This window comes from Phenylobacterium sp. (assembly GCF_013911965.1).
Lineage (GTDB): Bacteria > Pseudomonadota > Alphaproteobacteria > Caulobacterales > Caulobacteraceae > Phenylobacterium.
On sequence record NZ_JACESE010000001.1, the window covers coordinates 282,721 to 307,066 of the forward strand.

29 protein-coding genes and 1 pseudogene are annotated in these 24,346 nt (G+C 69.3%); 6 read left to right on the plus strand and 24 right to left on the minus strand.

Going from position 1 to position 24,346, the window contains the following annotated elements; genetic code table 11:
* Positions 1 to 367 precede the first annotated feature (367 nt).
* The 12 genes and pseudogenes from H2041_RS01375 to H2041_RS01430 all read right to left on the minus strand — a co-directional run bounded on the left by H2041_RS01375 (position 368) and on the right by H2041_RS01430 (position 6,684).
* Positions 368 to 946 (minus strand): PBECR2 nuclease fold domain-containing protein, encoded by a 579-nt coding sequence (locus H2041_RS01375; RefSeq protein ID WP_367132413.1) that lies wholly within the window; start codon positions 944 to 946, stop codon positions 368 to 370.
* Positions 947 to 1,141: 195 nt separating this feature from the next.
* A pseudogene (locus H2041_RS01380) lies at positions 1,142 to 1,297 on the minus strand (hypothetical protein); the annotation flags it as partial.
* Between the two features lie 279 nt (positions 1,298 to 1,576).
* On the minus strand, positions 1,577 to 3,250 hold the full coding sequence (locus H2041_RS01385) for a hypothetical protein (RefSeq protein ID WP_293408632.1): 1,674 nt from the start codon (positions 3,248 to 3,250) through the stop codon (positions 1,577 to 1,579).
* Positions 3,247 to 3,594, minus strand: coding sequence for a hypothetical protein (locus H2041_RS01390; protein ID WP_293408634.1), 348 nt, complete (start codon positions 3,592 to 3,594; stop codon positions 3,247 to 3,249). Before H2041_RS01390 ends, H2041_RS01385 begins: the two co-directional genes overlap by 4 nt.
* Positions 3,591 to 4,247, minus strand: coding sequence for a gp16 family protein (locus tag H2041_RS01395; RefSeq protein WP_293408637.1), 657 nt, complete (start codon positions 4,245 to 4,247; stop codon positions 3,591 to 3,593). Before H2041_RS01395 ends, H2041_RS01390 begins: the two co-directional genes overlap by 4 nt.
* On the minus strand, positions 4,244 to 4,525 hold the full coding sequence (locus H2041_RS01400) for a hypothetical protein (protein WP_293408639.1): 282 nt from the start codon (positions 4,523 to 4,525) through the stop codon (positions 4,244 to 4,246). Before H2041_RS01400 ends, H2041_RS01395 begins: the two co-directional genes overlap by 4 nt.
* Positions 4,522 to 4,809 carry a hypothetical protein gene (locus H2041_RS01405; RefSeq protein WP_293408641.1) on the minus strand — a complete coding sequence of 96 codons (288 nt, stop codon included), beginning with the start codon at positions 4,807 to 4,809 and terminating at the stop codon, positions 4,522 to 4,524. Before H2041_RS01405 ends, H2041_RS01400 begins: the two co-directional genes overlap by 4 nt.
* Positions 4,809 to 5,045 (minus strand): hypothetical protein, encoded by a 237-nt coding sequence (locus H2041_RS01410; protein ID WP_293408643.1) that lies wholly within the window; start codon positions 5,043 to 5,045, stop codon positions 4,809 to 4,811. Before H2041_RS01410 ends, H2041_RS01405 begins: the two co-directional genes overlap by 1 nt.
* A complete protein-coding gene (locus H2041_RS01415) occupies positions 5,042 to 5,536 on the minus strand; it encodes a hypothetical protein (protein ID WP_293408645.1) in 495 nt (164 codons plus the stop codon). Before H2041_RS01415 ends, H2041_RS01410 begins: the two co-directional genes overlap by 4 nt.
* 1 nt (position 5,537) lies before the next feature.
* Positions 5,538 to 5,777 (minus strand): hypothetical protein, encoded by a 240-nt coding sequence (locus tag H2041_RS01420; protein ID WP_293408647.1) that lies wholly within the window; start codon positions 5,775 to 5,777, stop codon positions 5,538 to 5,540.
* Entirely contained in the window at positions 5,777 to 5,983 is a 207-nt protein-coding gene (locus H2041_RS01425) for a hypothetical protein (RefSeq protein ID WP_293408649.1), read from the minus strand. The genes H2041_RS01420 and H2041_RS01425 overlap by 1 nt, the downstream gene beginning before the upstream one ends.
* Positions 5,983 to 6,684 carry a DUF3164 family protein gene (locus H2041_RS01430; protein ID WP_293408652.1) on the minus strand — a complete coding sequence of 234 codons (702 nt, stop codon included), beginning with the start codon at positions 6,682 to 6,684 and terminating at the stop codon, positions 5,983 to 5,985. The genes H2041_RS01425 and H2041_RS01430 overlap by 1 nt, the downstream gene beginning before the upstream one ends.
* Before the next feature lie 95 nt (positions 6,685 to 6,779).
* Here H2041_RS01430 and H2041_RS01435 point away from each other — a divergent pair, with 95 nt between their 5' ends.
* Entirely contained in the window at positions 6,780 to 7,136 is a 357-nt protein-coding gene (locus H2041_RS01435; protein WP_293408654.1) for a hypothetical protein, read from the plus strand.
* A gap of 77 nt (positions 7,137 to 7,213) precedes the next feature.
* Here H2041_RS01435 and H2041_RS01440 read toward each other — a convergent pair whose 3' ends face one another.
* Together H2041_RS01440 and H2041_RS01445 are read right to left on the minus strand one after the other, a co-directional pair.
* Positions 7,214 to 8,182 carry a ParB/RepB/Spo0J family partition protein gene (locus H2041_RS01440; protein ID WP_293408656.1) on the minus strand — a complete coding sequence of 323 codons (969 nt, stop codon included), beginning with the start codon at positions 8,180 to 8,182 and terminating at the stop codon, positions 7,214 to 7,216.
* Complete coding sequence (locus tag H2041_RS01445; protein ID WP_293408658.1) at positions 8,182 to 8,886, minus strand: hypothetical protein; 705 nt, start codon at positions 8,884 to 8,886, stop codon at positions 8,182 to 8,184. The genes H2041_RS01440 and H2041_RS01445 overlap by 1 nt, the downstream gene beginning before the upstream one ends.
* 327 nt (positions 8,887 to 9,213) lie before the next feature.
* Between H2041_RS01445 and H2041_RS01450 the strand changes: the two genes are divergently transcribed.
* A complete protein-coding gene (locus tag H2041_RS01450; protein ID WP_293408660.1) occupies positions 9,214 to 9,696 on the plus strand; it encodes a helix-turn-helix domain-containing protein in 483 nt (160 codons plus the stop codon).
* 156 nt (positions 9,697 to 9,852) lie between these two features.
* On the opposite strand, the gene H2041_RS01455 is transcribed toward H2041_RS01450, so the two are convergent.
* The 3 genes from H2041_RS01455 to H2041_RS01465 all read right to left on the minus strand — a co-directional run bounded on the left by H2041_RS01455 (position 9,853) and on the right by H2041_RS01465 (position 12,435).
* Positions 9,853 to 10,059: a hypothetical protein gene (locus H2041_RS01455; RefSeq protein ID WP_293408662.1), complete on the minus strand. Its 207-nt coding sequence runs from the start codon at positions 10,057 to 10,059 to the stop codon at positions 9,853 to 9,855.
* Positions 10,060 to 10,606: 547 nt separating this feature from the next.
* Positions 10,607 to 11,728: an NAD(P)/FAD-dependent oxidoreductase gene (locus tag H2041_RS01460; RefSeq protein WP_293408664.1), complete on the minus strand. Its 1,122-nt coding sequence runs from the start codon at positions 11,726 to 11,728 to the stop codon at positions 10,607 to 10,609.
* 38 nt (positions 11,729 to 11,766) lie between these two features.
* Entirely contained in the window at positions 11,767 to 12,435 is a 669-nt protein-coding gene (locus H2041_RS01465; protein WP_293408666.1) for a TetR/AcrR family transcriptional regulator, read from the minus strand.
* Positions 12,436 to 12,577: 142 nt separating this feature from the next.
* On the opposite strand from H2041_RS01465, the gene H2041_RS01470 reads away from it, so the two are divergent.
* On the plus strand, positions 12,578 to 13,879 hold the full coding sequence (locus H2041_RS01470; protein ID WP_293408669.1) for a tetratricopeptide repeat protein: 1,302 nt from the start codon (positions 12,578 to 12,580) through the stop codon (positions 13,877 to 13,879).
* 151 nt (positions 13,880 to 14,030) lie between these two features.
* Here H2041_RS01470 and H2041_RS01475 read toward each other — a convergent pair whose 3' ends face one another.
* On the minus strand, positions 14,031 to 17,462 hold the full coding sequence (locus H2041_RS01475; RefSeq protein ID WP_293408672.1) for an indolepyruvate ferredoxin oxidoreductase family protein: 3,432 nt from the start codon (positions 17,460 to 17,462) through the stop codon (positions 14,031 to 14,033).
* A 141-nt stretch (positions 17,463 to 17,603) separates the two neighbouring features.
* Between H2041_RS01475 and H2041_RS01480 the strand changes: the two genes are divergently transcribed.
* On the plus strand, positions 17,604 to 18,101 hold the full coding sequence (locus tag H2041_RS01480; RefSeq protein WP_293408675.1) for an Lrp/AsnC family transcriptional regulator: 498 nt from the start codon (positions 17,604 to 17,606) through the stop codon (positions 18,099 to 18,101).
* Positions 18,102 to 18,142: 41 nt separating this feature from the next.
* Here H2041_RS01480 and H2041_RS01485 read toward each other — a convergent pair whose 3' ends face one another.
* Both H2041_RS01485 and H2041_RS01490 read right to left on the minus strand, forming a co-directional pair.
* A complete protein-coding gene (locus tag H2041_RS01485) occupies positions 18,143 to 18,511 on the minus strand; it encodes a helix-turn-helix domain-containing protein (RefSeq protein WP_293408677.1) in 369 nt (122 codons plus the stop codon).
* Positions 18,512 to 18,649: 138 nt separating this feature from the next.
* Positions 18,650 to 19,630: an NAD(P)-dependent oxidoreductase gene (locus tag H2041_RS01490; RefSeq protein ID WP_293408679.1), complete on the minus strand. Its 981-nt coding sequence runs from the start codon at positions 19,628 to 19,630 to the stop codon at positions 18,650 to 18,652.
* Positions 19,631 to 19,747: 117 nt separating this feature from the next.
* Between H2041_RS01490 and H2041_RS01495 the strand changes: the two genes are divergently transcribed.
* On the plus strand, positions 19,748 to 20,368 hold the full coding sequence (locus tag H2041_RS01495; protein ID WP_293408681.1) for a TetR/AcrR family transcriptional regulator: 621 nt from the start codon (positions 19,748 to 19,750) through the stop codon (positions 20,366 to 20,368).
* A gap of 9 nt (positions 20,369 to 20,377) precedes the next feature.
* Here the strand turns inward: H2041_RS01495 and H2041_RS01500 are convergent, their stop codons facing one another.
* The 4 genes from H2041_RS01500 to H2041_RS01515 all read right to left on the minus strand — a co-directional run bounded on the left by H2041_RS01500 (position 20,378) and on the right by H2041_RS01515 (position 23,298).
* Entirely contained in the window at positions 20,378 to 21,745 is a 1,368-nt protein-coding gene (locus H2041_RS01500) for a DUF6880 family protein (RefSeq protein ID WP_293408683.1), read from the minus strand.
* Positions 21,746 to 21,915: 170 nt separating this feature from the next.
* Positions 21,916 to 22,218, minus strand: coding sequence for a CcdB family protein (locus H2041_RS01505; protein ID WP_293408685.1), 303 nt, complete (start codon positions 22,216 to 22,218; stop codon positions 21,916 to 21,918).
* Positions 22,218 to 22,424, minus strand: a complete 207-nt coding sequence (locus H2041_RS01510; protein WP_293408688.1) for a type II toxin-antitoxin system CcdA family antitoxin — start codon at positions 22,422 to 22,424, stop codon at positions 22,218 to 22,220. The genes H2041_RS01505 and H2041_RS01510 overlap by 1 nt, the downstream gene beginning before the upstream one ends.
* A 73-nt stretch (positions 22,425 to 22,497) precedes the next feature.
* Entirely contained in the window at positions 22,498 to 23,298 is an 801-nt protein-coding gene (locus H2041_RS01515; RefSeq protein ID WP_293408690.1) for a hypothetical protein, read from the minus strand.
* A gap of 92 nt (positions 23,299 to 23,390) precedes the next feature.
* Between H2041_RS01515 and H2041_RS01520 the strand changes: the two genes are divergently transcribed.
* Positions 23,391 to 24,284, plus strand: a complete 894-nt coding sequence (locus H2041_RS01520; protein WP_293408692.1) for a pirin family protein — start codon at positions 23,391 to 23,393, stop codon at positions 24,282 to 24,284.
* The last annotated feature ends 62 nt before the right edge of the window (positions 24,285 to 24,346 follow it).

The window sequence follows — 24,346 nt, forward strand, 5'->3', positions numbered from 1 at the left end:
CGACTCTTCAGACAGATCCGCGGTCGCCGCTGGACGACCGCTGCATTGAGCGTCACTGTGGATCGCGCCGGCCGCGCCGTAGCCCGGACAATTGTCCGCCCCTGCGGTCCTCAACCCACCTGCGGCCGGCGACCCTCCTTCCGATCTCGAACGCGCCTCGAACGCCCTCGAACGGCCTGAGAGCCCCGTTCAGGGGGTGTCAGCGGCCTTCGGAGCGTCCAAGGGGTCTCGGGCGTTCCTGGGGCGCTTCTGGCGAGCGTTGCATTCGGAGCCTTCGAGGCACATATTTGGGAGGCGCTGTCGCCCCCGGCGACGGGCTCCAGAGCAGCGCCACTGAGGCCCGGAGGTCGCCCCTCGCGGGCCTCTTTCATTTCCGTCGATAGACGAGGGTGCCGACCCGGAAGCCCTGACTGGTCGCCGCCTCCTGGGTCGCGGGCTTGTCTCGCTTGCCGGGGCCGAAGGCCGTCGCCCCCATCCAGACGCCGCGCGCCGCGCCCTCGTGGAAGGCCAGGACGAACAGGCGGCGGCCGGTCTCGCCCATGGCGTCGAACGCTCCGACATAGGTCCGCACCATCACAGATGAGCCGTCGTCCCGCGCCTGAAGGGAGACCCAGATCTCGTCGGGGTCGCGCAGCACGGCGCCGAAGATCTCCGCCAGCTCGGCGCGCGAGGCGAGACCAGGCTTTGCGCCGACGCTGGCGCCGGCCGGATCGTGGCGCTCGAACATGCGCTGACCCAGCACGACGGGCAGTTGGGCGCGGTCGATGAAGACCTCGCCTTCTCCTTTGCCCACCACCTTGGACATGGCTTCGAAGACCGCTTGAGGATCGGCGGGCAGATCCGGGCGGACCTTTACGTCGGGCGGCAATGGGCGCGGCGCGGGCGGCGGTGGAAGCGCGCGGGGCCGGCGATCGCCCGCCACATAGGCCCGCTGCGGCTCCGGCATCGCCGGCGGCGCCAGGCCGGCGAGCCGCGCCTCGCCCACATTGTAGTCGAAGCCCTTGTCGATGCCCTTGGGGACCAGCGAGGTCTCGCCCGTGCGGCGGTTGGTCCAGGGGACCTGGTCGTAGGCGCCGGCCGCCTTCAGCTCGGCCTCCGAGGTGACCGCCTCCGCCCGCCGGCTTGAGGTGACGTAGCACTTACAGCCCCAGCCGTTGGGCGTGTAGTGCGTCTTCCAGAAGGGATGGGTCACCGGCAGGGTTATCTTGTCCCAGGCCTTGTGGTGCTCGCGCGGGTGCTCCTGCGGGGTGTGGTGGTAGGTGGCGTACGGCCGCGTCGAGGCCGAGCGCATGAACCGCTCCCACCGCCCGCCACGCTACGCGCATCCTTGGCGCCAGGCTCGACCACCAGCGGACGGGCGACGACGGCGAGGCGCCGCTGCTGGAAGGTCGCGTGGACCTGGCCGTCGCGGCGGATCTCCCGATAGAGGTCCCAGCGAGAGCCGAGACCCCGCAGGACGCTGTCCTCGTGGTCGAGCAACGGACCGAAGAAAGGGCGCGTGATGTCGCGGCCGTCCTGGGAGGTGGCGATCTCCTGGAGATCGGGCCGCGCGGCTGCGGGCTCTTCGTCGGCCATGTCAGTACCCGTGGAGCAGGAGTTCGGAGGCCGCGACGCCGAAGCCGCGGCTCTCGACCAGCACCGGATCGCTCGGCAGGACGGAGCCGGTGCTTGCGAAGTCGATCTCGCCGGCGACGCCCTGGCGCAGGGCGAAGACGGACATCACCAGGGCGACGGCGGCGTCGGCGTGGCGCTTGAGGTCCGCCGAGGCTTTCGAGAGCGCGGCGTCCTCGCCCTTTGATGTGGCGCGCTCTTCCGGAATCGTCGGCACGCCGCCCTGAACCTTGACGGCCCGCAGGTCGGCGCTGGTGTCCCGGTCGCGGGGGATCTTGAAGCGGCTGTCCTCGAAGCGCTGCTTCACCGGCGGACCATGCTCGCGCCACCAGGCGGTGTTGGTGTTCAGCACCGCCAGGACGCGGGCGCCAAAGGCCTGGACGAGGCGCTCGGCCAGATAGAGGCCGTTGCCTTGGCCATCGATCGCCGCCCGCCATCGCCGCAGGCGATGGAGCAGGTACTTCCAGAGGTACTCCTGCTCGGTGAAAGGCACGTTGCGCATCTCGACGACGAAGGGCGTCCGCAGCGATCGGTCCGGCTCCTCGACCAGCGGCCAGATGACCGAGAGGTCGGAACGCCGGGCGAAGTCGCCGCCGACGCTGACGATGTCGTGCGCGCCGAACTTGCGGATCTCGGGCAGCAGGTGCGCCTCGCACCACTCCCGGATGAAGGCCTGCCGCAGGTGGTCCGGCTGGAAGGTGAAGGCGTCTTCGCAAGCCAGGCGAAGGACCGGGATCGCCGGGTCCTCGGCCCGCTCGATCTCATCGAAGGTGAGCCACGAGCCGGTGCCCTTGGATGGGATGCAGTCCAGCTCCTCGGCGGCGTGGACCCCGTAGAGCTTGCGGATCTTCGCGACCCACGCCTCCCGTCCCTCGGCCGTCAGCGGCAGGCCGCGGATCTTCGCCACCCGTTCGTACATGCCGTCGGCCACGGCGTCGGCGAAGGTGATGCGCTGGACGACGCCTTCCTGCTCGCCAGCGTGGATCCTCTGGATCAGCTTGTTGAAGTCGCTGTCCACCCCGTGATGCGAGGACATGATGACGACCGAGCCGCCGAGCATGACCAGCGCCATGGCGGCCTTCACCAGGTCGTCCAGGCTGTTGACGAAGGCGCCCTCGTCGATGCGGACCCGGCCCTGCTTGCCCCGCAGAGAACGCGGCGCGCTGGAGAGCGCCTGGATGCTGAAGCCGGAGGCGAAGTCGATCCGGAAGGCCTTGATCTGCTTCGTCTCGTCCTGACCGGGCACCTCGTCCTCGAACATCATCTCGCCGACCGCGGCGTCGATGCCCATGAAGGCCTTGGCGAAGCCGGCGCAGGCCTGGATGTACTCCCGCGCCATGTCCTGGCTGTAGGAGATGTAGAGCGTGTCCTCGCCGCCCGCGCTCCGATCGGTGGCGGACGTGATCACGTCATCGCCGGCGAAGGCCCAGGTGATCCCGACCCGGCGGCTCTTCTCGATGACGACCAGCTCGTGCTGGTGCGATAGGGCGACGGCCTTCTTCTGGTACTCGTGGAAGACGCCTTCCACGCCCAGCAGCTGCACCGCCTCGACAACCGACAGGGCGACGTTCGAGGCTGTCGCCGCCACCTCGGCGGCGCGAGCCTCACGCGCTTGGGACTCGTCCTGCAGCTCGCTCATGGGCCGGCCGTCGGCGTTGTCGGCGACACGGCCTCGCTGACCTGGTCGATGCGCACGCCCAGGATCTGCGCACGGACGGTGCGGGCCGTTTCAGCCGACCAGCCGAGCTGGCCGTCGACCTTCAGGAACGGCTTGCCCTGCCGGTTCAACGCGCGCTGCAGGATCTTGATCGCCGCCGTCGTGCCGCCGTTGACCGCCTGGTCGAACATGGCGGCGTCATAGGGACGCGGCAGGCTCCACAGCTCAGGGCCGATGAAGAAGTGCTTCAGGTAGATCGAGCGGGCGAGCCGATCATGCACCCGCTGGATCACATCGCGGGACAGTTGGAACCAGCTCCCGGTCATTCAGAGCCACCTTCGCCCGCGGCAAGGCTCGCCCGCAGCAGCTCGCCGGCGGCCGCGATCATCTTGTCCAGCTCGCCTTCGCTGACGCCCTGCAGGCGCGCCGGCGGCTCCCCGAGCTGGCGCAGCTGGGCGTTATGCAGGCGGGCCTTCAGCGTCCAGACTTGCCGGTCCGGTTTGATCAGCGACAGATCCTGGCTCCAGCCGGCGCGCTCGGCCATGGCCTTCAGCGCCTCGATCAGGCGGTAGCCCTGCGCCTGGTCGGCCCACTGCAGCCGATCGACGCCCAGCTGGCGCTTGGCGAAGGCTTCCAGGCTGGCCTCGGTGGACGAGCGAACCACGCCCAGGTTCCAGAGCGAGATCCACATGGCTCGCGCCTTCAGGGCGACCGGATGGGTCGCGGCCTTGCGGCGGGAAACGGGCGCCGTACCCGTTCTCGCCCGGGCGGCGGGCTTCGGCCTCCATCCCAGCCGCTTGAACTCGGCCAGCACGGCATCGAGCTGGGCGTCGGTGCAATCGCCGGCCGAGCGATGGCCGCCGGTCACCCGCTCGATCACGTCGCGGCGGGCGTCCTCGTCCAGGGCCAGCTCCTTGGCCGCCAGATGGATCTTGGCCAGCATGGCGTGGCGGCCGCTGAAGGCGCGGGCGGCGGTCATGACAGCCCCGCCTTGGCTTCGTTCGCCTCCGCGACCAGGCGCTCCCAGGCGAGGTGCTTCGCGCGGTGCGCCTGGTCCAGCTGGTTGGGAGACGCGAACAGCCCGTCGTCGCCGAGACGGCGCACCGCCCGGGCGGCCACGCTGTAGGCCTTCCGCGCTTCCGGGGTCGCCAAGCGGGCGCACTTGCCGCAGATGATCCTGGTGCCGGGCTCGTAGCGATCGGCAGGCGCCGTGCGACGGCAGGTCAGCACCTCGCAGGGGATGCGTCCGGGCTTCATGCGCTTGCTCCCGCCCGATAGATCAGGCGCGTCTGCAGCGTCTCTTCGGCGAGCTTCCAGCCATCCTTCGCGCGGCGCAGGCGCACCTTCAGCGTGAAAGGCTGGCCCTTTTCGTCCGAAAAGTCGGCCGACCAGGTCATGCTGGCGCCGCCCTGGCTCACACGGACCGTCGCCGGCGGCGTCCAACCGACCGCCGCCATGCGAAAGAGCCCTTCGATGGCCGGGCTCCAGGCCACCACTTTTGTCTGACGCGCCGGCCGGCGCGAGATCTTGCGGCGAGCCATCAGCGCGGCTCCTCGTGAAGCGGGATGACGGAGACGATGGTCCCCTGGCGCGCGACCAGCCGGACACCGAGGCTGGGCAGCTGCAGGCCGGCCGCGCCCTTGGCGATCCATCCCTGCGGGTCGCAGGCCAGGATCGCTTGCCGGGCGCGCTCGACGTTCTGGCCCTCGACCCGCTCCAGCCAGCGGATGACGGCGTGATCGGTGACGCGAACGATGTGGCGGATTGGGAAGCTCATGAGCCACCGCCGAGTTGTTCGACTTCGCGAGAGAGCGCCTGCACCCGCGCCGCCCACTGTTCACGGTTCGCCAGAGCGCTGGCCGCTGCCTTCTCCGCCGCCGCCGCGCTGCGGCGGGCCTGGCGAAGGGCGCGGGTCAGGTGGCGCCGTTGCGGCGATGGCAGGTTGAGGTCGGGGACAGGCACGCCGAGGATCTCCCGGCAGATCTCCTCGACAGCGGTCAGCTCAGACGCCTCCCCACGGCGGCAACGAACCGAGGCGGCGCCGGCAGCCTCGTAAGCGCCCACAAGAGTCAGGCCGAGCGCCTCACAGAGCTGGATCCATGAGCGGTCCGGCCGCAGCGCCCGGGCCAGCATCGCAGCCCGCTGGCGCGCCTCGACCGCCGCGCCGCGAGGCGCACGGTCGGCCCGCATGGCTTCGACGGTAATGCCGGCCTGCTCGGCTACAGCGGCGACCACCTCGGCGATGCGGACCTTGCGGGGCGTCAGCATGTCACGCCGCCTCCGCCTCGCCCTGGGCCAGGCGCTCCGCCATGGCGCGGCGCATGGCCTCCAGCGCGGTGCGCAGCACCTGCCACTCGGCCTCGGTGACCACGGCTTCGCGGCGATAGGTGACGAACCGCTGGCCGATCTCGGCCACCGTCTCGGCCTCAAAGGGCGACAGCGCCTCGGCCGCCCGGCCGAGCAGGACGCCCGAGGAGATGATGTCCAGCACTTCGGGATCGCGGAGCATCAGTGGACCTCCGTCATCGGGGTGGCGGCCACCTGGGCGGCCTTGTCGGCGACCTGATTCAGGGTGGCGGCGACCTTGCGGGCCTGCTCGGGCGCCATGACCAGGATGGCGAGCTTGCCCCCCTGGCTGTTCAGCAGGCGCAGGTGGACCAGGCCGTGGGCGTCCACGGCCAGGCCGATGGCCTGGGAGATGGCGGGCCGTTCCATCACGCCGCCGCCAGATCGATGGTGACCAGCTGCCAGGGAGCGCTGGTGCTCGCGCGACGATGGAACCGGAAATACTCCTTGGTCCCGATCGGGCGGATGCTGTCGGTGACCGCCTTCATGGCGCGCTTCCAGCGCTCGTCCTCGATGCGGTAGCGCAGCAGCGAGAACATTCGGGCCGGCGAGACGTCGTTCTGCTTGTCCACGTTGAAGGCGTTCTGGACGATGGTGCGCAGCTCAGCGCCGGTCTCCGACGACCAGTCCAGCAGGCACTCGTCCACGAGCGCCTTGGCCGCCTGGAGTTCCGGCCCGAAGGTCAGGCTCGCCTGGGCGTGGCGGGCCTCTTCGCCCTGCAGCAGCAGCAGGCCTTCGTCCTGCAGGCACACGTCCCAGAGCCACAGGCAGCCGGTCGCCCGCACGAAGGCGATGAAGCGGACCAGGCTGATGTTGTGGGTGGTCTTGGACGGTGCGGTGTAGGCGTAGAGCTGCTGCGGCGTGACCTCGTCGTCGCCCAGCAGCTCGGTCATCTCGGCGGCGATGACCGGAACCGTCTTCCCGCTCTCGCGGACGGCCTCCATCATCGACATGGAGATCTGGCGCTTCATGTCGAGCGCCTTGGGCAGGCTCTGCGGCGCCCGCACCGGCCAGACCCGCTCGACGTCGAACAGATCGCCCGTCCGATTGTCCCCCTTGGCCTTAGCCATGGGCGACCTCCGTCCCGGTTGGCCGCCGCCGCAGGGGTGCAACCGCACCTCGCGCCGTTATCCTGCGACGGGCGAATCTCCGGGAGGGCGCGGCGTTGGACGAAATCTTGGACCGCTTGGGCTCACTGGAAGCCCTCGTGGAGGCCATTTCCGGCGACGCCGTACCAGCGGCGACCGCCAACACAGCGTTTCTCGCCGCAATCGTGGCGGCGCTCGTACGCCACAACGCGATTTCGGTGATCCATGTCGAGGACGCGCTCGCGGCGCAGCGGAAGCTCATTGAGAGTCTCCGGGCGCAGAGCGTGAACATGAATCTTGAGGTCGCAGCTCACGACGACCTCGAACGGAAGCTAAGTACCGCTCTTTCCTGGCAAGATATCGATCTCGCTCGTCCGCCCCCATGGGAAACTCATGCGGGACCGGGTCAACCTTGGGCGCCAGCCAACGATTGAAGCGCCGCGGACCGACCCACTGGCGCACCGGACCTAGAAGACCTGCTAAAGCGCGACGGATGGATGGCGAAAGGCGCTCACGCATCGTCGCCTCCCAGCAGGTCGGTCTCGACCTCTTCGACCGCCTTGGGCGCCACGCGCGCCTGATAGGCGCCGTACTCCGGCGCATCCGTCGGGATCACCGCCCAGCCCTTGGGCAGGGAAAGCCCCGCTAGCCGGTCCAGGACCGCTCGGCGCTGACTGGGCGTGGCGACCTTCCAGAGCTTCTCGAACTCGCCGGGGATGTCGCGCGCCTTGGCCTTGGCGGCCGGCGGCGGCTTCCCAGCCGCGATCGCCACCGCCGCCGAGACGTTCTTCGTCTGGCCGGCCAGCAGCGGCTCCAGCGCCGCGGCCTGTAGGGCCGGATCGCCGAGGCCGGCGAGGCCCCAGAGAACCCCCTCAGCCTTCGCAATCCAGGTCCCGTGTATGCGGGCGCGAAGCTCGGGGGAGAGGCCATTAATGGTCGCCCAGGCGCGCTTCACCGTGGACTCTGACAGGCCGACCTCGCCCGCCGTATCGACGGCGAAGCCCATGGTCTGGGGCGCCCCGCCCGTAAATTGGGTAATGTTTACCTCTTTTTTCGGGCGGCCCCGTTTGCGCTGGAGGGTCCCTTCCTCAACGCTGATCCGGTCCGGAAACCGGCGGCTCCAAACGGCGAACCGCGCCTCGAGCATCTCCGCCCGCTCGAGCGGCGTGAGGCCGCGACGGACCAGGTTCTCGTCGATCTCGATCTGACGCGCTTCGTCGTCGCTCAGCGGCCGGATCGTCGCTGGGATGGTGGCCCGGCCCAGGCCGCGCATGGCGGCCAGGCGGTGGGCGCCGGCGACCAGCTCGTACCGCTGCTCGCCCTCCTCGCCTGCGATGGGGCGGACCAGAATGGATCCGAAGAACACCGTCTCCTGGATGGCGACCTGCAGGTTCTGGACGGCGGCGGGATCGACCGGGCGAAGCCGCGGGCCGACGCTGATCATCGAAATCGGCAGGTCAACAGGCGCTGCGGAGGCCATCAGAGACCGCCCCCCCGCGCGCGCTTCAACTCGTCCAGCCGAAGCCACCAGCGATGCAAGGTGCTGCGGCTTGGCGTCCTTGCGGGACCGAACCGCTCCCTCATCCCCGCCAGGACGTCATCGATCCGGCCTTGACGATGGGTCGCCAGAATGTGCTGCCGGACCTCCACATCCCCGAAGAGGGCTGGGCGTCGTCCGGGCCGAAGTTCCGCCCACACATCGGCGTGCGTCAGCGCCAGGGCGCGTGCGCCGTGATCGCCGTCGCGCAGCCGCTGCCCCAGCCCCTCCAGCGCATCGAGCCGTTCGGTGAGACGCGCGAGCTGGGCGGCGACGGGGTCGCCGGCCGCGATGGGCGTCACGTCGCCTCGGGGCGCCGCCTGAAGCTCCCCGCGACGCCAGGCCATGAAGACCTCGATCACCTGGCGGCGCACCTCGGCCGCCTCCGGCGTCCGGGCGAACATGCAGACCAGCAGGGCCTGCGCTTCGTTCAGGAGATATTCGGTAGTCGGGCGCCCGCCGGCCTTACCCGAGGTTTTCGCCACGGTGGCGAGAACCCCTAGGTCCGCGAGTTCGTCGGCGTTCCTGCGGATCAGGTTTCGAACATTGCTGACGCGCTCGAATCCGAGGCGCTCCCCCAATTCCAGGTCGCGCACCCGCGGCTCTGCGGCCATCACGTACAGGTCGGATATCGCCAGGGGGCGCATGTCTAGCAGCCCCGCGCTTTTGGACGTTGGGTGGATGCGGTTTCCGCGCTAATTCCTGCATCGGAGATCAGCCGCTTACGCCACTCCTGGGCGCAGGGGCCATTTGTGCGGCCGCGAAGGACCTGGATCAGGTAGCTGGCGCTGACGCTGTTCTCCGCCGACCACGCCCTCAGAGAGGAACCTTGTCGAATGAAGCCGATGCGCACCTCGCGCAGCAGATCGGGGCCTGGGCTCGGGGTCATGATTGTTAACGTCGCTCACGTGCAATGGATGTTCACGCGTGAACACTCTAGCGACAAGCGTTCACGTGTAAACAATTAAATGGCTGTGGCGGACGACATCGAGGCGTTGCGGGTCGCGCTGAACGCAAAGAACGACTCCGAGCTAGCTCGTCAGTTGGGCGTAAATCGCTCCGCTATTTCGCAGTGGCGCGACCGCGGCGCAGTGCCGAATAAGTATTTGCAGCTATTGGTTAGCCCAGCAGCCGCCGATTACGGGCGCGCGCTCGACGCCGCCCTGCGACTGCACATATTCGGTCGCGTCGAGGCGGCATATTGGTTGCGCGCCGCCCTCGCAGTCTTTCCCTTCGATGAGATGAAAGAGGCGAACGTTGACGCCGTCTTCCTCGACAATGTTGAGCAGGCAATGATGCAGCTTATGGGGCTCGCAATCACGGCCACGAACGTCGGCCTTAAGCAGGAACTTTGCCGCGACGCGGCTGACTGCGATCGGGTGATCCAGATCCTCAAGACGGACTTCGCCGATGAGATCGAGCGGATCGCCAGCCTCTTGGTGAGCGGTGGCGGCTAGGTCGAGCGCCGGAATGCAGGCGTGCGCCATAGGGGGTTTGCCGCACGGTGCGGCAAACCCCCAGTCGACGTCTCCCCGATCGGCCGCATCCTGGGCTCCCTGACCCTCCGCCGCGCGTCATAGGTTTGCCCCACCGTGGGGCAAACCCCCAGCGGATCATCGCTTCAGATTGAAGCGATGATCGGATTGGCGCCGCAGATCGCGGGGCCGATGCAGACGTGCCCCACCATAGGGCGCGCCACGGTGGCGCACGTCGCCCTGGCGACCCAGTACGGCCACGCTGAAGGGGTTTTCGCCACGGTGGCGAAAACCCAGCGGATCATCGCCCCACGGTGGGGCGATGATCGCCAGATCCAGGATCATCGTTCCACCGTGGAACGATGATCCTGGCCAGACCGGCGGCCCAGACCGCCTTCCCAGTTCGAGTTCGACTTCGGCCCGGCCAGATCGGCCCGACCGATTCTTATCCATTTGTCTTTCTTAGCGTTTTCGGAACTGGGAACGCCCGGCGAAACTGGGAAGGACATTTCCCAGTTCGTTTCCCAGATCCGGCGAGGCCTGGCCCGCGCTGAGGCCTCTGTTCACCCACGCCTCGAACACCCTTCGAGCGACCTTCAAACCCGTTCCGACCTTGATTCATAAGGGCCGGCGGCCCAACGGCCGCGCCGCCCTCGAAGGCCCCTACGCGCCGCCTCGAATGTCTAACCGCCACTCCGGTTTTGACTGTCTAAATCGCGCCAGATCGCCCGATCCGCCCGATATCCCTGGACACAGCCCTGCCGGCCTCCAGCCCCGCCCGACGCGCCCCCGAGCCTTGATTCACAAGGCCCCGTCCCATGATGTTCAGGGTCATTCCAGGTCATCCCAGCCACTCCAGGACCATGTGTCTGCCTACAGGGTCTGCGGCCCCTCAGGCCTCCGCCAGACCCAACCGCCCCGCCACCTCCTCCCCGATCGCCAGGGACGAGGTGAGGCCCGGGCTTTCGATGCCGAAGAGGGCGACGAGCCCCTGCAGGCCATGCGCCTCCGGGCCGTCGATGCGGAAGTCGGGATGCGGCTCGCCCGGGCCGTGCAGCTTGGGCCGGATGCCGGCATAGTCGGGGGAGAGGGAGTCGTCGGGCAGGGCCGGCCAGAACTTGCGCACATAGGCGTAGAAGCCCGCCGCCGCGTCGGGATCGACGCTGTAGTCCAGTTCGTCGACGAAGATCAGGTCGGGCCCGAACACGGCCTGGCCGCCCAGGTCGCGCCGATAGTGGGTGCCGAGCGCGCCGGGGATGGGCGGCGGATAGATCAGGCGGGCGAAGGGCGCCTTGCCCTGCAGGCGGAAATAGCGGCCCTTGCCGTAGTGGCCTTCGGGGATTTCCTCCCGCGGGAAGCCCTCGATCGCGCCGGCCACGGCCTGGGCCGAGAGGCCGGGCGCGGTGACCAGCAGGCGCGCGCTGAGGCTCGTCGGCTCCGCCCCGCCGGCCCGAATGCGCCAGCCGCCGCCCGGCAGCGGCTCGGCGCCTTCGAAAGGGGTGGAGAGCACGACGGCCCCGCCGCCGGCCTCGATCTCGCCCTGCAAGGCCAGCATGTAGCCGTGGCTGTCGAAGACCCCGCTCTGCGGCGAGATCAGGGCGGCGTCACAGGACAGCTCCGGCTCCAGGGCCAGCGCCTGGGCCTTGGAGAGCAGCTCCATGCCCTCCACGTCGTTGATGCGCGCCTGCTCCAGGATCGGCTCGAGCCGTGCGACCTCGTCGGCCCCGTTGGCCACCACCAGCTTGCCGCAGCGGTCGAAGGCGATGTTGCGGGCCTCCAGGAACGGATAGAGCATCCGCCGCCCCTGCACGCAGAGCCGCGCCTTCAGCGAGCCCGTCGGATAGTAGAGCCCGCCGTGGATCACCTCGGAATTGCGCGAGGAGACGCCCTGGCCGATGGCCACATCCTGCTCGAGCACCACGACGGTGAGGCCCCGCCGGGTCAGCGCATATCCGCAGGCGAGCCCCACGGCGCCCGCGCCCACCACCAGGGCGTCGAAATCGAAATCGGCCATGGGCAAGCCCTAGCCCGGCTCGCGTGCCGGCGGAAGCCTCAGTCGGGCTGGAAGTAGAGGCGCACCGTCTCACGGAACATCATCGCCTGGCGGCTGATGGCGCTGTTGTCGTCCAGCGCCTTGGCCAGCGTCATGCCGCCATAGGTGAAGGCGAGAATGGAGTCCGCCAGGTCCACCATGGCGAGCTTGCCCCGTGGCGGATAGACCGCGGCGATCTCCTCCAGCCAGCCGACAAAGCGCTCGCGCCAGTCGATGACGCTGTCGACGGTGAGCCGCCGCATCTCGCGGTCGAAGGATTGGTCCTGGAAAGTGACGGTGGCGACGAAGCAGCCGGGATGAGAGTCGGGGATGTCCTCCATCGCTTCGGCATAGAGTTTTAGGAAGATGAGGAAGCTGTGTAGCGGATCGTCGGAGAGTTCCCGCGCCCGCTCGGCCATGTCGTCGAGAAAGCTGGCGTTCTCGCTGGTATAGCGGGCGATCAACTGCCGGGCGAGATCGGTCTTGTCCTTGAAATGGTAGAAGAAGCCGCTCTTGGTGATGCCGGCCGCCTCGACCAGCTCCTCGATCGAGGTGGCGGCGAATCCTTTGCGGATTACGCTGTCATAGGCGAAATCCAGAATCCGATCGCGCGTGCGCTCGCCCTTGGGCTTTTGAGCCGCAGGGGACCGTACCGCAGGTGCAGTTTTGGTGAGGCTCGGGCTGGCCACGGCCAGGCTCCTTCTTCTCGCTGGCGCTGCAGATACTTGAATTCCAACTAAAATTCCAGCGTTCGCCGAACCGACCGCGCACCTGCTAGAGGTTGAACCGCCGGAGCTCTACTCCTCTCGGCCTGAACGAGGAGACAGAAACGTGCAGATTCGAGATCATCAGGGGCTGGAATTGTCTGGAGCGAGCCGGTTTTCGGCAGATGCGTACCGACAGGCCGTCCATGCCTACCATTGCTATGCCGGCGAGCCCTTCGCGCCGCTGGAGGCGGCCCTGGCCGACAGTCCGGACTTCGTCATGGCCCATGTGCTGAAGGCCTACATGACGCTTCTGGGCGGCAGCGCCGCGACCGCCGTCATTGGGTCCGAAGCCTTCGCCGCGGCCAAAGACTTGCCGGCCACGCGGCGCGAGCAGGGGCATCTGGCGGCGATCGGCAGCCTCCTGGCCGGCGAGATCCGGGCCGCCGGACGCATTCTGGAGGATGTGAGCCTGGAATTTCCCCGCGACGTGCTGGCCCTCCAGGCGGGCCAGCTCATGGACTTCCTGGTCGGAGACAGCCGCAATCTGCGCGACCGGATCGGCCGCGCCCTGCCCGCCTGGTCCGAAGGCATGCCCGACCACCACGCCGTCCTGGGCATGCACGCCTTCGGGCTGGAGGAGACCGCGCTCTATGACCGCGCCGAGGCGGCCGGCCGCCGGGCCGTCGAGCTGGAGCCCCGCAACAACTGGGCTCAGCACGCCGTGGCCCACGTGCTGGAGATGCAGGACCGCCGGGCCGACGGGATCGCCTGGATGCGGACGGAGAACGCCGCCTGGGCGCCGGAGAGCATGCTGGCCGTCCACAACTGGTGGCACCTCGCCCTCTTCCACCTCGGCCTGGGGGACGTGGACTCCGTCCTCGCCCTCTATGACGGGCCCATCTACGGGACCCCGTCGGACATGACCTTCGACATGGTGGACGCCGCCGCCCTGCTCTGGCGGCTGAAGCTGATGGGCGTCGAGGCGGGCGACCGCTGGGCGCGCCTGGCCGAGGTCTATGCCGGCACGTCGCGCGGCCAGTACGCCTTCGACGACGCCCACGCCATGATGGCCTTCGTGGGCGCCGGGCGGGCGGACGACGCCAAGGCCGTGCTGGAGGCGCAAGCCGCCGCGGCGGCCGGGCCGGGGGACAACGCCCTGTTCGCCGCCGAGGTGGGCCGGCCGGTCTGCGAGGCGCTCTTCGCCTTCGGTCAGGGCGACTACGCCAGGGCGAGCGACCTGCTGCGGGGCGTGCGCCACCGGCTGCAGCGGTTCGGCGGCAGCCACGCCCAGCGGGACGTCTTCGACCTGACGCTCATCGAAGCCGCCCGTCGCGGCGGCGATCAGAGCCTGGAGCGGGCGCTGCGGGCCGAGCGGGCGGCGGCCAATCCCCTGGCGCCGGGGCGGGGCGTCGTGCTGGCGGCGTGAAGACAGCCGCCGCGCCGCTCCCGCAAGAGCGTCAACCCCCGGGCTTGGCCCCGGGGGTCCCCGCCGCGGGCGGGCGAGAGCGCGAGAGGCCCTCTCGGCGCAGGCCGAGGGTGACGACGGCGGGGGTTCAGACGCTCAGTCTGACCCCGGCTCAGGCCGCCACCGGCGTCTCCGCCCGCTCCCACTTCGCCCACAGCGCCTTGGCCTTCGCCTTGGCCGGGCCGACCGAGGCTTCCTTGATGTGGCCGAAGCCTCGGATGTCCTGCGGGACCTCGGCGATCTCGACGGCCAGCGGCAGACGATCGGCCGAGAGTTCGGCGGTCAGCCGGTCGAGGTCGGCCTCGTAGTCGGCGATCAGCTGGCGCTCCATCTTCCGCTCCTCGGTGCGGCCGAAGGGGTCGAAGGCCGTGCCCCGCAGCCCCTTCATCTTGGCCAGGACCGGGAAGGCGGCGTCCAGCATCCAGCCGCCGAAGGCGATCTTCTTCGGATTTCCGCGGTCGTCCTTGGGCGCCAGGATCGGCGGGGCGAGCCAGACCTTGGCCTTGCCGCCCTTGAAGGTCCCGGCGCGATAGGCGTCGAAGCGGCCGTCCGTATAGAGGCGGGCGACCTCGTACTCGTCCTTGTAGGCCATCAGCTTGTAGAGGTTGATGGCGACCGCGCGGGTCAGGGCCTCGGAGCCGAAGGGCGCCTCCGCCCGGGCGACAGCCGCCACCCGGTCGGAATAGCGGCGGGCATAGGCGCCGTTCTGATAGGCGGCCAGTTCGCGCGTGCGATGGGCGATCAGTTCGGCCAGCGGCAGGGTCTCGGGCGTGGCCACGTCGGCCTCGCGCCGGCCGCGGCTCTGCGGGTCATGGGCGGCGCGCCGGCCCATTTCGAAGGCCTGCAGGTTCGCCTCGGCCGCCACCCCGTTCAGGCGGATGGCCCGGTAGAGGGCGCGGCTGGAGACGGGGATGACGCCCTTCTGCCAGGCGAAGCCCAGCATGATCATATTGGCGAAGATGGCGTCGCCCAGCTCGGTCTCGGCCATGTGCTGGGCCGGCGTCTCGTCATAGGCCTTCACCGCGGCCGAGATGCGCCGGGCCATGCCGCCGGAATCGAAGCGCACGTCGCGGTCGGTGACGAAGTCGGCGGTGGGCGACAGGTCGGCGTTGCCGAAGCCCAGGGTGCGGTCCTTGGCGTAGAGGGCGAGCGCGTCGGCGCCGGCCGCCACCATGACGTCGCAGGCGATCAGCACATGGGCGCTCGCCGCCGGCGTGCGGCCGCCCACCACGCTGTGTTCGCCATCGCCGATGCGGACGTGGCTGAAGACCGCCCCGCCCTTCTGGGCGAGGCCGGTCATGTCGACGACGGAGGCGGCCTTGCCGTCCACGTGCGCGGCCATGGCCAGGATGGAGGCCGTGGTCGTCACGCCCGTGCCGCCGACGCCGGTGAAGACGATGTTCTTGACGCCCGCCGACGGCTCGAAGTTGGGCAGGGGCGTGGAGTCGGCCGTCAGGGCCGGCAGCCTGGCCGCGTGCGGATTCTCCGCCCCCTCGAGCGTGATGAAGGAGGGGCAGAAGCCGTCGAGGCAGGAATAGTCCTGATTGCAGGTCGACTGGTTGATCTTCCGCTTGCGGCCGAACTCGGTGTTCAGCGGCTCGACCGACACGCAGTTCGAGGCGCGCGAGCAGTCGCCGCAGCCCTCGCAGACCAGCGGATTGATCATCACCCGCTGCTCGGCCTTGGCCATGGTCCCGCGCTTGCGCCGGCGGCGCTTCTCGGTGGCGCAGACCTGATCGTAGAGGAGGACGGTGACGCCATCCGTATCGCGAAGCTGGCGCTGCACGGCCATCAGATCGGACCGCGGCTTGACCTCAACGCCGGGGGCCAGGTCGGTGACGCCTTTGTAGCGGTCGGGATCGTCGGCCACGATCACCGTGCGGACCACGCCCTCGGCGGCGAGCTGGCGGGTGATCTGCGCCGGCGTGAAGCCGCTTTCGGCCGCCTGTCCGCCCGTCATGGCGACGGCGTCGTTGAACAGCAGCTTGTAGGTGACGTTGGCGCCGGCCGCGACGGCGGCCCGGATGGCGAGCGAGCCGGAGTGGTTGTAGGTGCCGTCGCCCAGATTGACGAAGACGTGCTTCTCCGAGGTGAAGGGCGCGGCCCCCACCCAGCTCAGCCCCTCGCCGCCCATATGGCTGTTCAGGTCGGTGTTGGGGTCGGAGAAGCTCGCCATGTAGTGGCAGCCGATGCCGGCGAGCGCCTTGGAGCCTTCCGGCAGGCGGGTCGATGTGTTGTGCGGGCAGCCCGAGCAGAAGAAGGGTTTGCGCTGCTGGTCCGAGGACAGGCTGACGGCGGCCACGCCCGCGGCCGAGACGCGGTTCAGATAGTCATAGACACCGTCCATGTGCGGACCCGGCGGCAGGCGGTCGGCGATGGCGAGCGCGATCTCGGCCACCGACAGGGCGCCCAGCTCCGAGAGCAGCGGATGGCCCTGCTCGTCGGCCTTGCCGATGATCTTCGGCCGCGCCTGGGCCGGCAGGTCGTAAAGCGCCGCGCGGGCCTGCCCCTCGATCAGGGGGCGCTTGTGCTCGATGACCATCAGGGTTTCGAGCCCGGCGGCGAAGGCGCGCAGGCCGGTGGGCTCCAGGGGCCAGGGCATGCCCACCTTGTAGATGGAGACGCCGAGGTCGGCGGCCTGGGCGGCGCTGATCCCCATGGCCGCGAAGGCCTCGACCACGTCCTTGTAGGCCTGGCCCTGGCAGACGACGCCCAGCCGCGGGCGGGGCGAGGCGAGCGTCACGCGGTCGATCCGGTTGGCGCGGGCGAACGCCAGGGCGGCGGGGATCTTGTAGGTGCGGAGCCGCTGCTCCTTCTCCATCGGCTGGTCCTTCAGCCGGATGCCCAGGCCCCCCGCGGGCATGTCGAACTTCGGCAGGACGAACTGGTGACGCGCCAGCGAGGCGTCGATCGTCATGCCCGAATCCATCGTGTCGGCGAGCGCGATCAGCCCCACCCACAGGCCGGAGAAGCGCGACAGGGCATAGCCCATCAGGCCGTAGTCCAGCACCTCCTGCACGTCGGCCGGCGACAGGACCGGCATCTCGAAGTCCTGGAAGGCGAACTCCGACTGGGACGGCAGGGTGGAGGACTTGCAGTTGTGGTCGTCGCCGGCCACGGCGACCACGCCGCCCTTGGGCCAGGTCCCGGCGAAGTTGGCGTGCTTGAAGGCGTCGCCCGTGCGGTCCACGCCCGGCGCCTTGCCGTACCACATGCCGAAGACGCCGTCGTACTTGGGGCCGGCGAACAGGTTCGCCTGCTGGCTGCCCCAGACGGCGGTGGCGGCCAGGTCCTCGTTCAGGCCTTCCTTGAACACGACATGGGCGGCCGACAGGTGCTTGCCCGCGCGATGGGCCTGCTGGTCGAGCCCGCCCAGCGGCGAGCCGCGATAGCCGGACAGAAAGCCCGCCGTATTCAGTCCTGCGGCCTGGTCGAGCCTGTGCTGGTCGAGCAGCACCCGGACGAGGGCCTGCACACCGGTGATGAAGACGCGACCCTCGGTGAGCAGAAACTTGTCGTCCAGCGTCACTTCGTTGTGGCGCATCGCAAAATCTTTCCCTTTGGGGCTCCCTAATTGATTAGAAGATCATATAAGAAGGCCGCAATTGCTTACCAAAGGCGTGCCCCCACCGTTCGGTTCCGGGGCACGAAGTGGGCGCGAGTGGGCATAAAGCGGGAGAAAAACGTGTCCGAGACTCTCGATGCGGTCGATGCCAAGATTCTCGACCTGATCCAGCACGACGCAGGTCTGTCCGTCGCCGAGATCGCCGAGAGGGTCGGATTGTCCTCCAGCCCCTGCTGGCGGCGCATCAAGCGGCTGGAGGATGCAGGCGTCATCCAGCGCCGGGTCACCATCCTGGACCGCGAGCGCCTCGGCCTGGGCTTCGAAGTCTATTGCACCGTCAAGCTGTCCCTGCCGACGCGCGACAATCTCGACGCCTTCGAACAGGCCATCGGCAAGCTGCCGGAGGTGGTCCAGTGCGCCACTGTCACCGGCGCGGCCGACTACGAGCTGCGCATCGTCACCCGCGACATGCACGCCTTCGACAACTTCCTGCGCGACCAGATCCTGTCGCTCGGCCTCGTCTCCAACATCGAAAGCCGCATCGTCATCCGCAGCGTGAAGAACACCACGGCGGCCCCGCTCGGCCTGGTGAGCCCCTATGTGAGCGCGCAGGGTTAGGCTGGGGCCACGACATCAGGCCGCCAGAACCCGCCCCTCCCTCATGGCTCGGGCGGCGGTTTCGCCCCTTGCTTCCGGTCGAACCGCTCGTTGGCGCGTTGCAGGTCGCCTTCGTGCCGGAGGGCCCAGTCGTAAAGCGCGAGGAGCGGGTTCTTAAGCGTCCTGCCCAGCGGCGTGATCGAATAGACGACGGCGATGGGCGAGGCGGTAAGAACCTGCCGGTCGATGAGCCCGTTACGCTCAAGCCGTCGCAACGTGTCGGTGAGCGCCTTCTGGGTGACGCCGTCGAGGCGCCGCTTGAGTGCATTGAAGCGCTTGGGTTCCTCGCAGAGAAAGGTGAGAACCAGGATCGACCACTTGTGGGCGATCTGCTCAAGCACCGGCCTCACGATCGGCACGGTCTCGATCACCTCCTCTTCTGTGTACGGCAGGGTTGCCTCGGCGAGGCCTAGGCGAACCGTAGCGCCCAATTGACACCAGGCGCCCAGGTCATACCGCTTTGTCTCGCCATGAGCTCTCGGACCAGGCGGCCGCGGACATGCGCCAGGTCAAGCCGACGCCGCTTGCATCGCCGTCAGGCCATCTTGCCAGCTCACGACCGGCGCATAGCCGAGTTCTGAACGGGCGCGCCGGTCCGAGATCGTGAAATCGTAGCCGACCAGCCGCAGCATCTGCCGCGTGAGCGGCGGATGACCCTTCAGACGCAAGATGCGCCAGGCGCCTTCCATCAAGGTCGCGATCAGCCACGCCGCTCCGATCGGGACGTCCCGGGCGTCCACCTTGACGCCGCGGCTGGCGAGCAAGGCGGTCATGACCTCTCGCATTGTGCGGTCTTCACCGTCGGTGACGAAGTAGGCCCGGCCGCCCGGAGATCGTGCGGCCGCAAGGATCGCGCAATGACACACGTTGTCGACATGTGCGGTCGACATCATCTGCCGCCCGCCGCCGGGCCATGCGAAACGGCCCGCTGCGACGTCCCTCGCGACCTCCTCCAACATGGGCATGCCTGGCCCCCAGATGAGCGGCGGCATGATCACTGTCGTTCTCATCCCCCGAGGCGCGTCGGCCTGGACCACAAGCCTCATCGCCCGAGCCTTGCTGGCCAGATAGGGGGCCCAGGCGGGATAGGCGAGCGGCGCATCTTCCGTCACGCCCGTCATTGCGCGCCGCCTTCCCATCACGACGCCGGCGGCCGCGATTTGGACGAAGCGTTTGACCCCCGCGTCTGAGGCTGCGGCGAGCAGGTTGCGAGTGCCCTCCACATTCACACGTTCGAACTCCGCCGGGGGTGCCCACATCGTGAAGAGCGCAGCGCAATGGAAAACCGCATCCGCACCCGCCACACCGGGGCGAAGCGAGGAGATGTCGCCGAGGTCGCCCTGGACCGGCTCGGCGCCGAGCGCCAGGAGACGGTCGGCGTCTTTGGGCGATCGATACAGCGCTCTGACGGTCCAGCCGTCGCGGAGCAGCGTTTCCACGAGCCTGCCGCCCAGCAGCCCGGTCCCTCCGGTCACGAACGCGATCGCCATTGGGGCGCCTCCTTAAGACACCCATCGGTATGCGCCGGACGAATCCGAATTACAATCTACTATTTTTGTAATCTTGATCCTGTTGCATACAGGTTGGGCGGAGCCTATCCGGGGGCCATGCCCCCTTCGCCCTCCAACGCGCTCACAGCCTCATCCATCCTGGAAGCCGCGAAGGCGCTGGTCCGCCGCTTTGGCGAGACGAAGACAAACATGGTCGACATTGGCCGCGCCTTGGGGGTCAGCCACGCCGCGCTCTACCGCCTCTATCGGTCGAAGGGGGCGATCATGGATGCGATCGTCGAAGAAGCGATGCGCGACGAGGAGGCCCTAGCCGTCGCGCATGTCGCAGGCGACGGCCCCGCCGCCGACCGGTTGCTGGCCATGCTTCTCGATCTCCACCGCCGCAAGCGCGAGCGTTTCATCGGCGATCGCGAGATCCACGACCTCTATCGGCGGATTCTGGTCGAGCGCCCCGACATGATCGCCGCCTACACCGAGCGTATGACGGCGCTCATCGCGCGACTCATCGCGCAAGGGGTCGAGCGCGGCGAGTGGAAGGTCGATGACGTCGACATCGCTTCAGGTGTGGTTCGAGACGCCGTGACCATATTCATTCATCCGGCCTTGGTCGCACAGCTCATCACGGCGGACGCCCCGATCGAGACGATGCTGCGGGACACGGTGGCGACGCTGTCGCGGGCGTTCGAAGCCGGAATGGACTATCGCTCCCCCGCCTAGGCGCCGCTCTCAACGATAGCGCGCCGCGGGCCCGCTCGCAGGCCTGGACAACTCGGCCACAAAGGCTTCGTGCGTCGGCACGCTGGGGTCGTTCAGCCCCACCGCCAGGGCTTCGGCTTCGTCGATCAGGCGCCGGACCTCGTCGGTGAAGCCGGCGCCGAGGCGCAGGAGGGCGGCGGCGCGGGCGCGGACCAGCAGGAGGGCGGCGACCGGATGGCGCGCCGAAAGCTGTTCGGCCCATTGGGGCAGGTCGTTCCACGCGCCGCGCAGCTCGCCCCTGCGCGCGGCGATCAGGGTCGCGGCCTCCCGGTGAGCCGGCCATGCCATCAGGAAGGCGAGCGCCCGCATCAGGTCCCCGTACGCCGCGGCGATGGCGAAGGCGCGGTCCAGAGCCACCACGTCCTCGAAGTCCGGCAGCTTGGCGAGCAAGGCCCGCAGCGTGTCGACTGAGAGCGTTCGCTCGAACAGCGCCCAGCGCGCGGCGTCGGCGGCGGCCGCGTCGCCTTCGGCCTCCAGCACAGCGATCTCGGCGACGCACCAGGCCTCCGACTGCGGCTCTGGTCCAGCGGCGGCCCGGCCCCGCGCCGGCCGCGCGGCGGGGCTGGACACCCGCGCCGCCTCCAGCGCCGCCCGCGCGGGCTCGGCCCGGCCGGCCAGCGCCAGGCGCCGGGCGATCTCGGCGCCCATGTCGGGCTTCTTCCGGTCGGCCTCGGAGAGGGAGGCGATCCAGAGGTCCAGGTCGCCGGCCCGGTCGGCCAGCCGGCGCACCACAAGGGCCAGGCGTCCCGTGGGCGGCGGGCGGCCTTCGGTGAGGTCGCGCAGCAGCGCCTGCGCGAGCGCCGGGCTCAGCTCGCCTGCGCAACGGCCGATCCACACCGCCCAGTCCGACAGCCGGGTGGTCAGGGGCTCGCTGAGGACCGGGGCTGCGATCTCCGGCCCCAGCCGCGAGGCGAGCGCGGCCAGGTCGTGAGCGGCGGCGTCGAAGATCTGGGCCAGCTCGCCCTTCGGGTCCTGCACGCGGCGGGTGAGGCCGGGATAGAGATCGAACCAGGCCACCAGTCGGTCCAGCGCCAGCGCCGGCTCCATCTCCGCCAGCCGCCCGACGATCATGCTCAGCAGGGTCTTCAGTTCGGCCAGCAGCTCCGGCCGCTTGCGCCAGGAGACCCGCGTCCGGCTGGCCTCCAGCGCGGCCAGGCGCTTGTCCAGTTCGAAGGCCAGGTCGGCGGCGCCCACCTCGGCGGCCAGCTCCATGCGCAGGCGACGCGTCAGGGCGGGACTGGCCGTCTCCACCAGGATCGCGGCCAGCCGTTCGGCGCCCAGGGCGGCCAGATTGGCCTCTGACAGGGTCTTCTTTCCGCTCGACGCGCGACGCACCATCGGCTCAGCGCACCGTGCGGAAGCGGCGGTTCAGACGGTCGCGCGGCGGTTCGTGTCGGCCCATGGCCCTAGAACGCGGGAAAGCGGGGCGATGGCAAGCCGCAGGACCGGGATTGCGCACCAGCCGATCTGAAGCCCCGGCATCCACGCCATCGTTCACCGTGGCGCAATCACACCCCCTCGAACAGCACACCGAGCGCGCCGCTGACCGCGTAGGCTTCGGCGTCCGACAGCATACGGACGGGCTGCCGGCCGAGTTCGCGGAGCGGGACGGCGGCCATCTGCAGGGGCAGGAGCATGAACTCCGCCCCTTCGACCTCGAAGTGCGGCGTCAGCCGACTCGGCTGGGCGCCTTTCAGATCCGCCGCTGCGATGAGCGGAACGACCACGCGGGTGGCCGTGGGGTTCAGGAGATCGGATTGCACGTCCACGACGAGCACGCCGCTGGGCAGCCTGTAGACGCCGTTCTTCATCAGAACTGGCGGTAGCGGCCCAGCAGGAGACCGTCCTGCTCCACCTTTTCATTGTACCAGTCGAAGAAGGGGCGGTTCTCGGCCTGCCAGCGCCGGGCGCGCTCGGCGGCGACCGCCATCTCCAGGCCGCTCTCGCAGGCCCGCGAAAGGTTGAGGCCGAGCGCCTTGGCCTCCTCGACGAGGGGCGCCGAGAGCGTCAGGTTCAAGCGCTGACGCGCCGAGATACGTGCGTTATCCATGCGCATAGGATACGCGCATCAGCGAGGCGCCGCCACCCCCTCACAACCCCGGCATCGGCGGCGGCAGGCCTGCCCGCTCGCGTACCGGCTCCCCTCCCCCGAACGCCGCGCAGCGGTCGTTGAAGCCGGCGGCGCCGAAGACCTCGACGCAGGCGCCGAGTTCGGCGTCTTCGATGCGGCCCTGGCGCGCCAGCCAGGCGCATTGGGCCGCCGAGCCGATCAGGTAGGAGCCGATGGGGCTTTCGCCGGGGCGGCGGCCGGGGATGGTGGGCGCGTCCAGGGAGGTGTCGGTGAAGGCCGGCGTGAAGACGAAGGGCGAGACCGAGACGGTGTGGGCGATCTCGTGAGCCAGGGTGTTCAGCGCGCAGGAGCGGACCACAGGGTCCTCGGCGCGCCACTGGGCGGCCACCTCCGGCGGCAGATGGATCTCGCCGTCCTGGGTGAAATAGCCCACCCCGCCGCCGGCGGCGTAGTGCCAGGCGGCGTTGGCCTCGCCCTGCGTCATCAGGACGAGGCGCACGGGCAGGAAGCGGCCCTCGCTCCGCAGGCGTTCGAGCACCTCGGCGACGCTGCCTGCGCGGCGGTCGCGGGAGATATAGATGGGCTGGCCGCCCGCGCCGGCGGCCAGGGCTTGCGCGAACTGCGGCGTATCGAAGAGGCCGTAGGCGGTCTGGGCGGCGTCCAGCAGGTCGGCGCGGACCGCCGGCGGCAGATCTTCCGCCACCTTCAGGTCCGAGCCGTCGTTCTGGCGCGTCACCTCGCGCACGAGGGACATTCCGCCGACGAGGAGGGCCAGCGCGGCGACGATCAGCAGGTGGCGGGGCGGACGGTAGGTCTGCAAGCAAACTCCTTCGACGCCGCACAAGGCGATGCAGGCCAGGGCGGCCGCGCCACCCTATATTGGCGCTGGACCGAGGCGACAGAGGGCGGACCATGATCGATCTGGTAATTTCGCAGCGCAGGCGCGACCTGGGCGGATTCGAGGTGGGGCGGGTGCTGCCCTTCGCCAAACGGCGGATGGTCGGGCCCTTCATCTTCTTCGACCATATGGGGCCGGCGAGCTTCACGGCCGGCTTCCCGCGCACCGTCGACGTGCGGCCCCATCCGCATATCGGACTTTCGACCCTCTCCTATCTCTACGAGGGCCAGATGACCCACCGCGACAGCGTGGGCGCCCACCAGGAGATCAAGCCCGGCGAGGTGAACTGGATGACGGCCGGAAGCGGCGTCACCCATTCCGAACGCTTCGAGCACCTGCGCAGCCACGGCGGGACCATGGACGGCATCCAGACCTGGATCGCCCTGCCGAACGGCGAGGAGGAGATCGACCCCAGCTTCGCCCATTTCGACGTTTCCGACCTGCCGGCCTACGAGGCCGAGGGCCTGACCGCGCGGCTGATCGCCGGGGCGGCCTTTGGGGCCAAGGCGCCGGTGCCGGTGCGCTCGCCCATGTTCTACGTCCACTGGACCATGAAAGCCGGGGCGCGGGGCGAGCTTCCCGCCGAATACCCGGAGCGCGCGGCCTATGTCGCCCGCGGCGGTGTGGAGGTGGACGGCCGCACCTTCGGGGCCGGCGAGATGCTGGTCTTCGCTCCCGGTCAGCCGGTGGTGCTCACCGCGGCGACCGACGCCATCGTCATGCTGCTCGGCGGGGAGCCGATCGGCGAGCGGTTCATTGAGTGGAACTTCGTCTCCTCGTCCAAGGCGCGGATCGAGCAGGCCAAGGCCGACTGGCGCGCCGGCCGCATGAAGCTGCCCGACGCCGACGATGAGGAGTTCATCCCCCTGCCCGGCGACCCGCCGCCGGAAGCCAATCCCATGTCCTGACGGGCCCATATGCGAAGGGCGGCCGGCTTGCGCCGACCGCCCTCGCAGGTCCTGCAATGGCT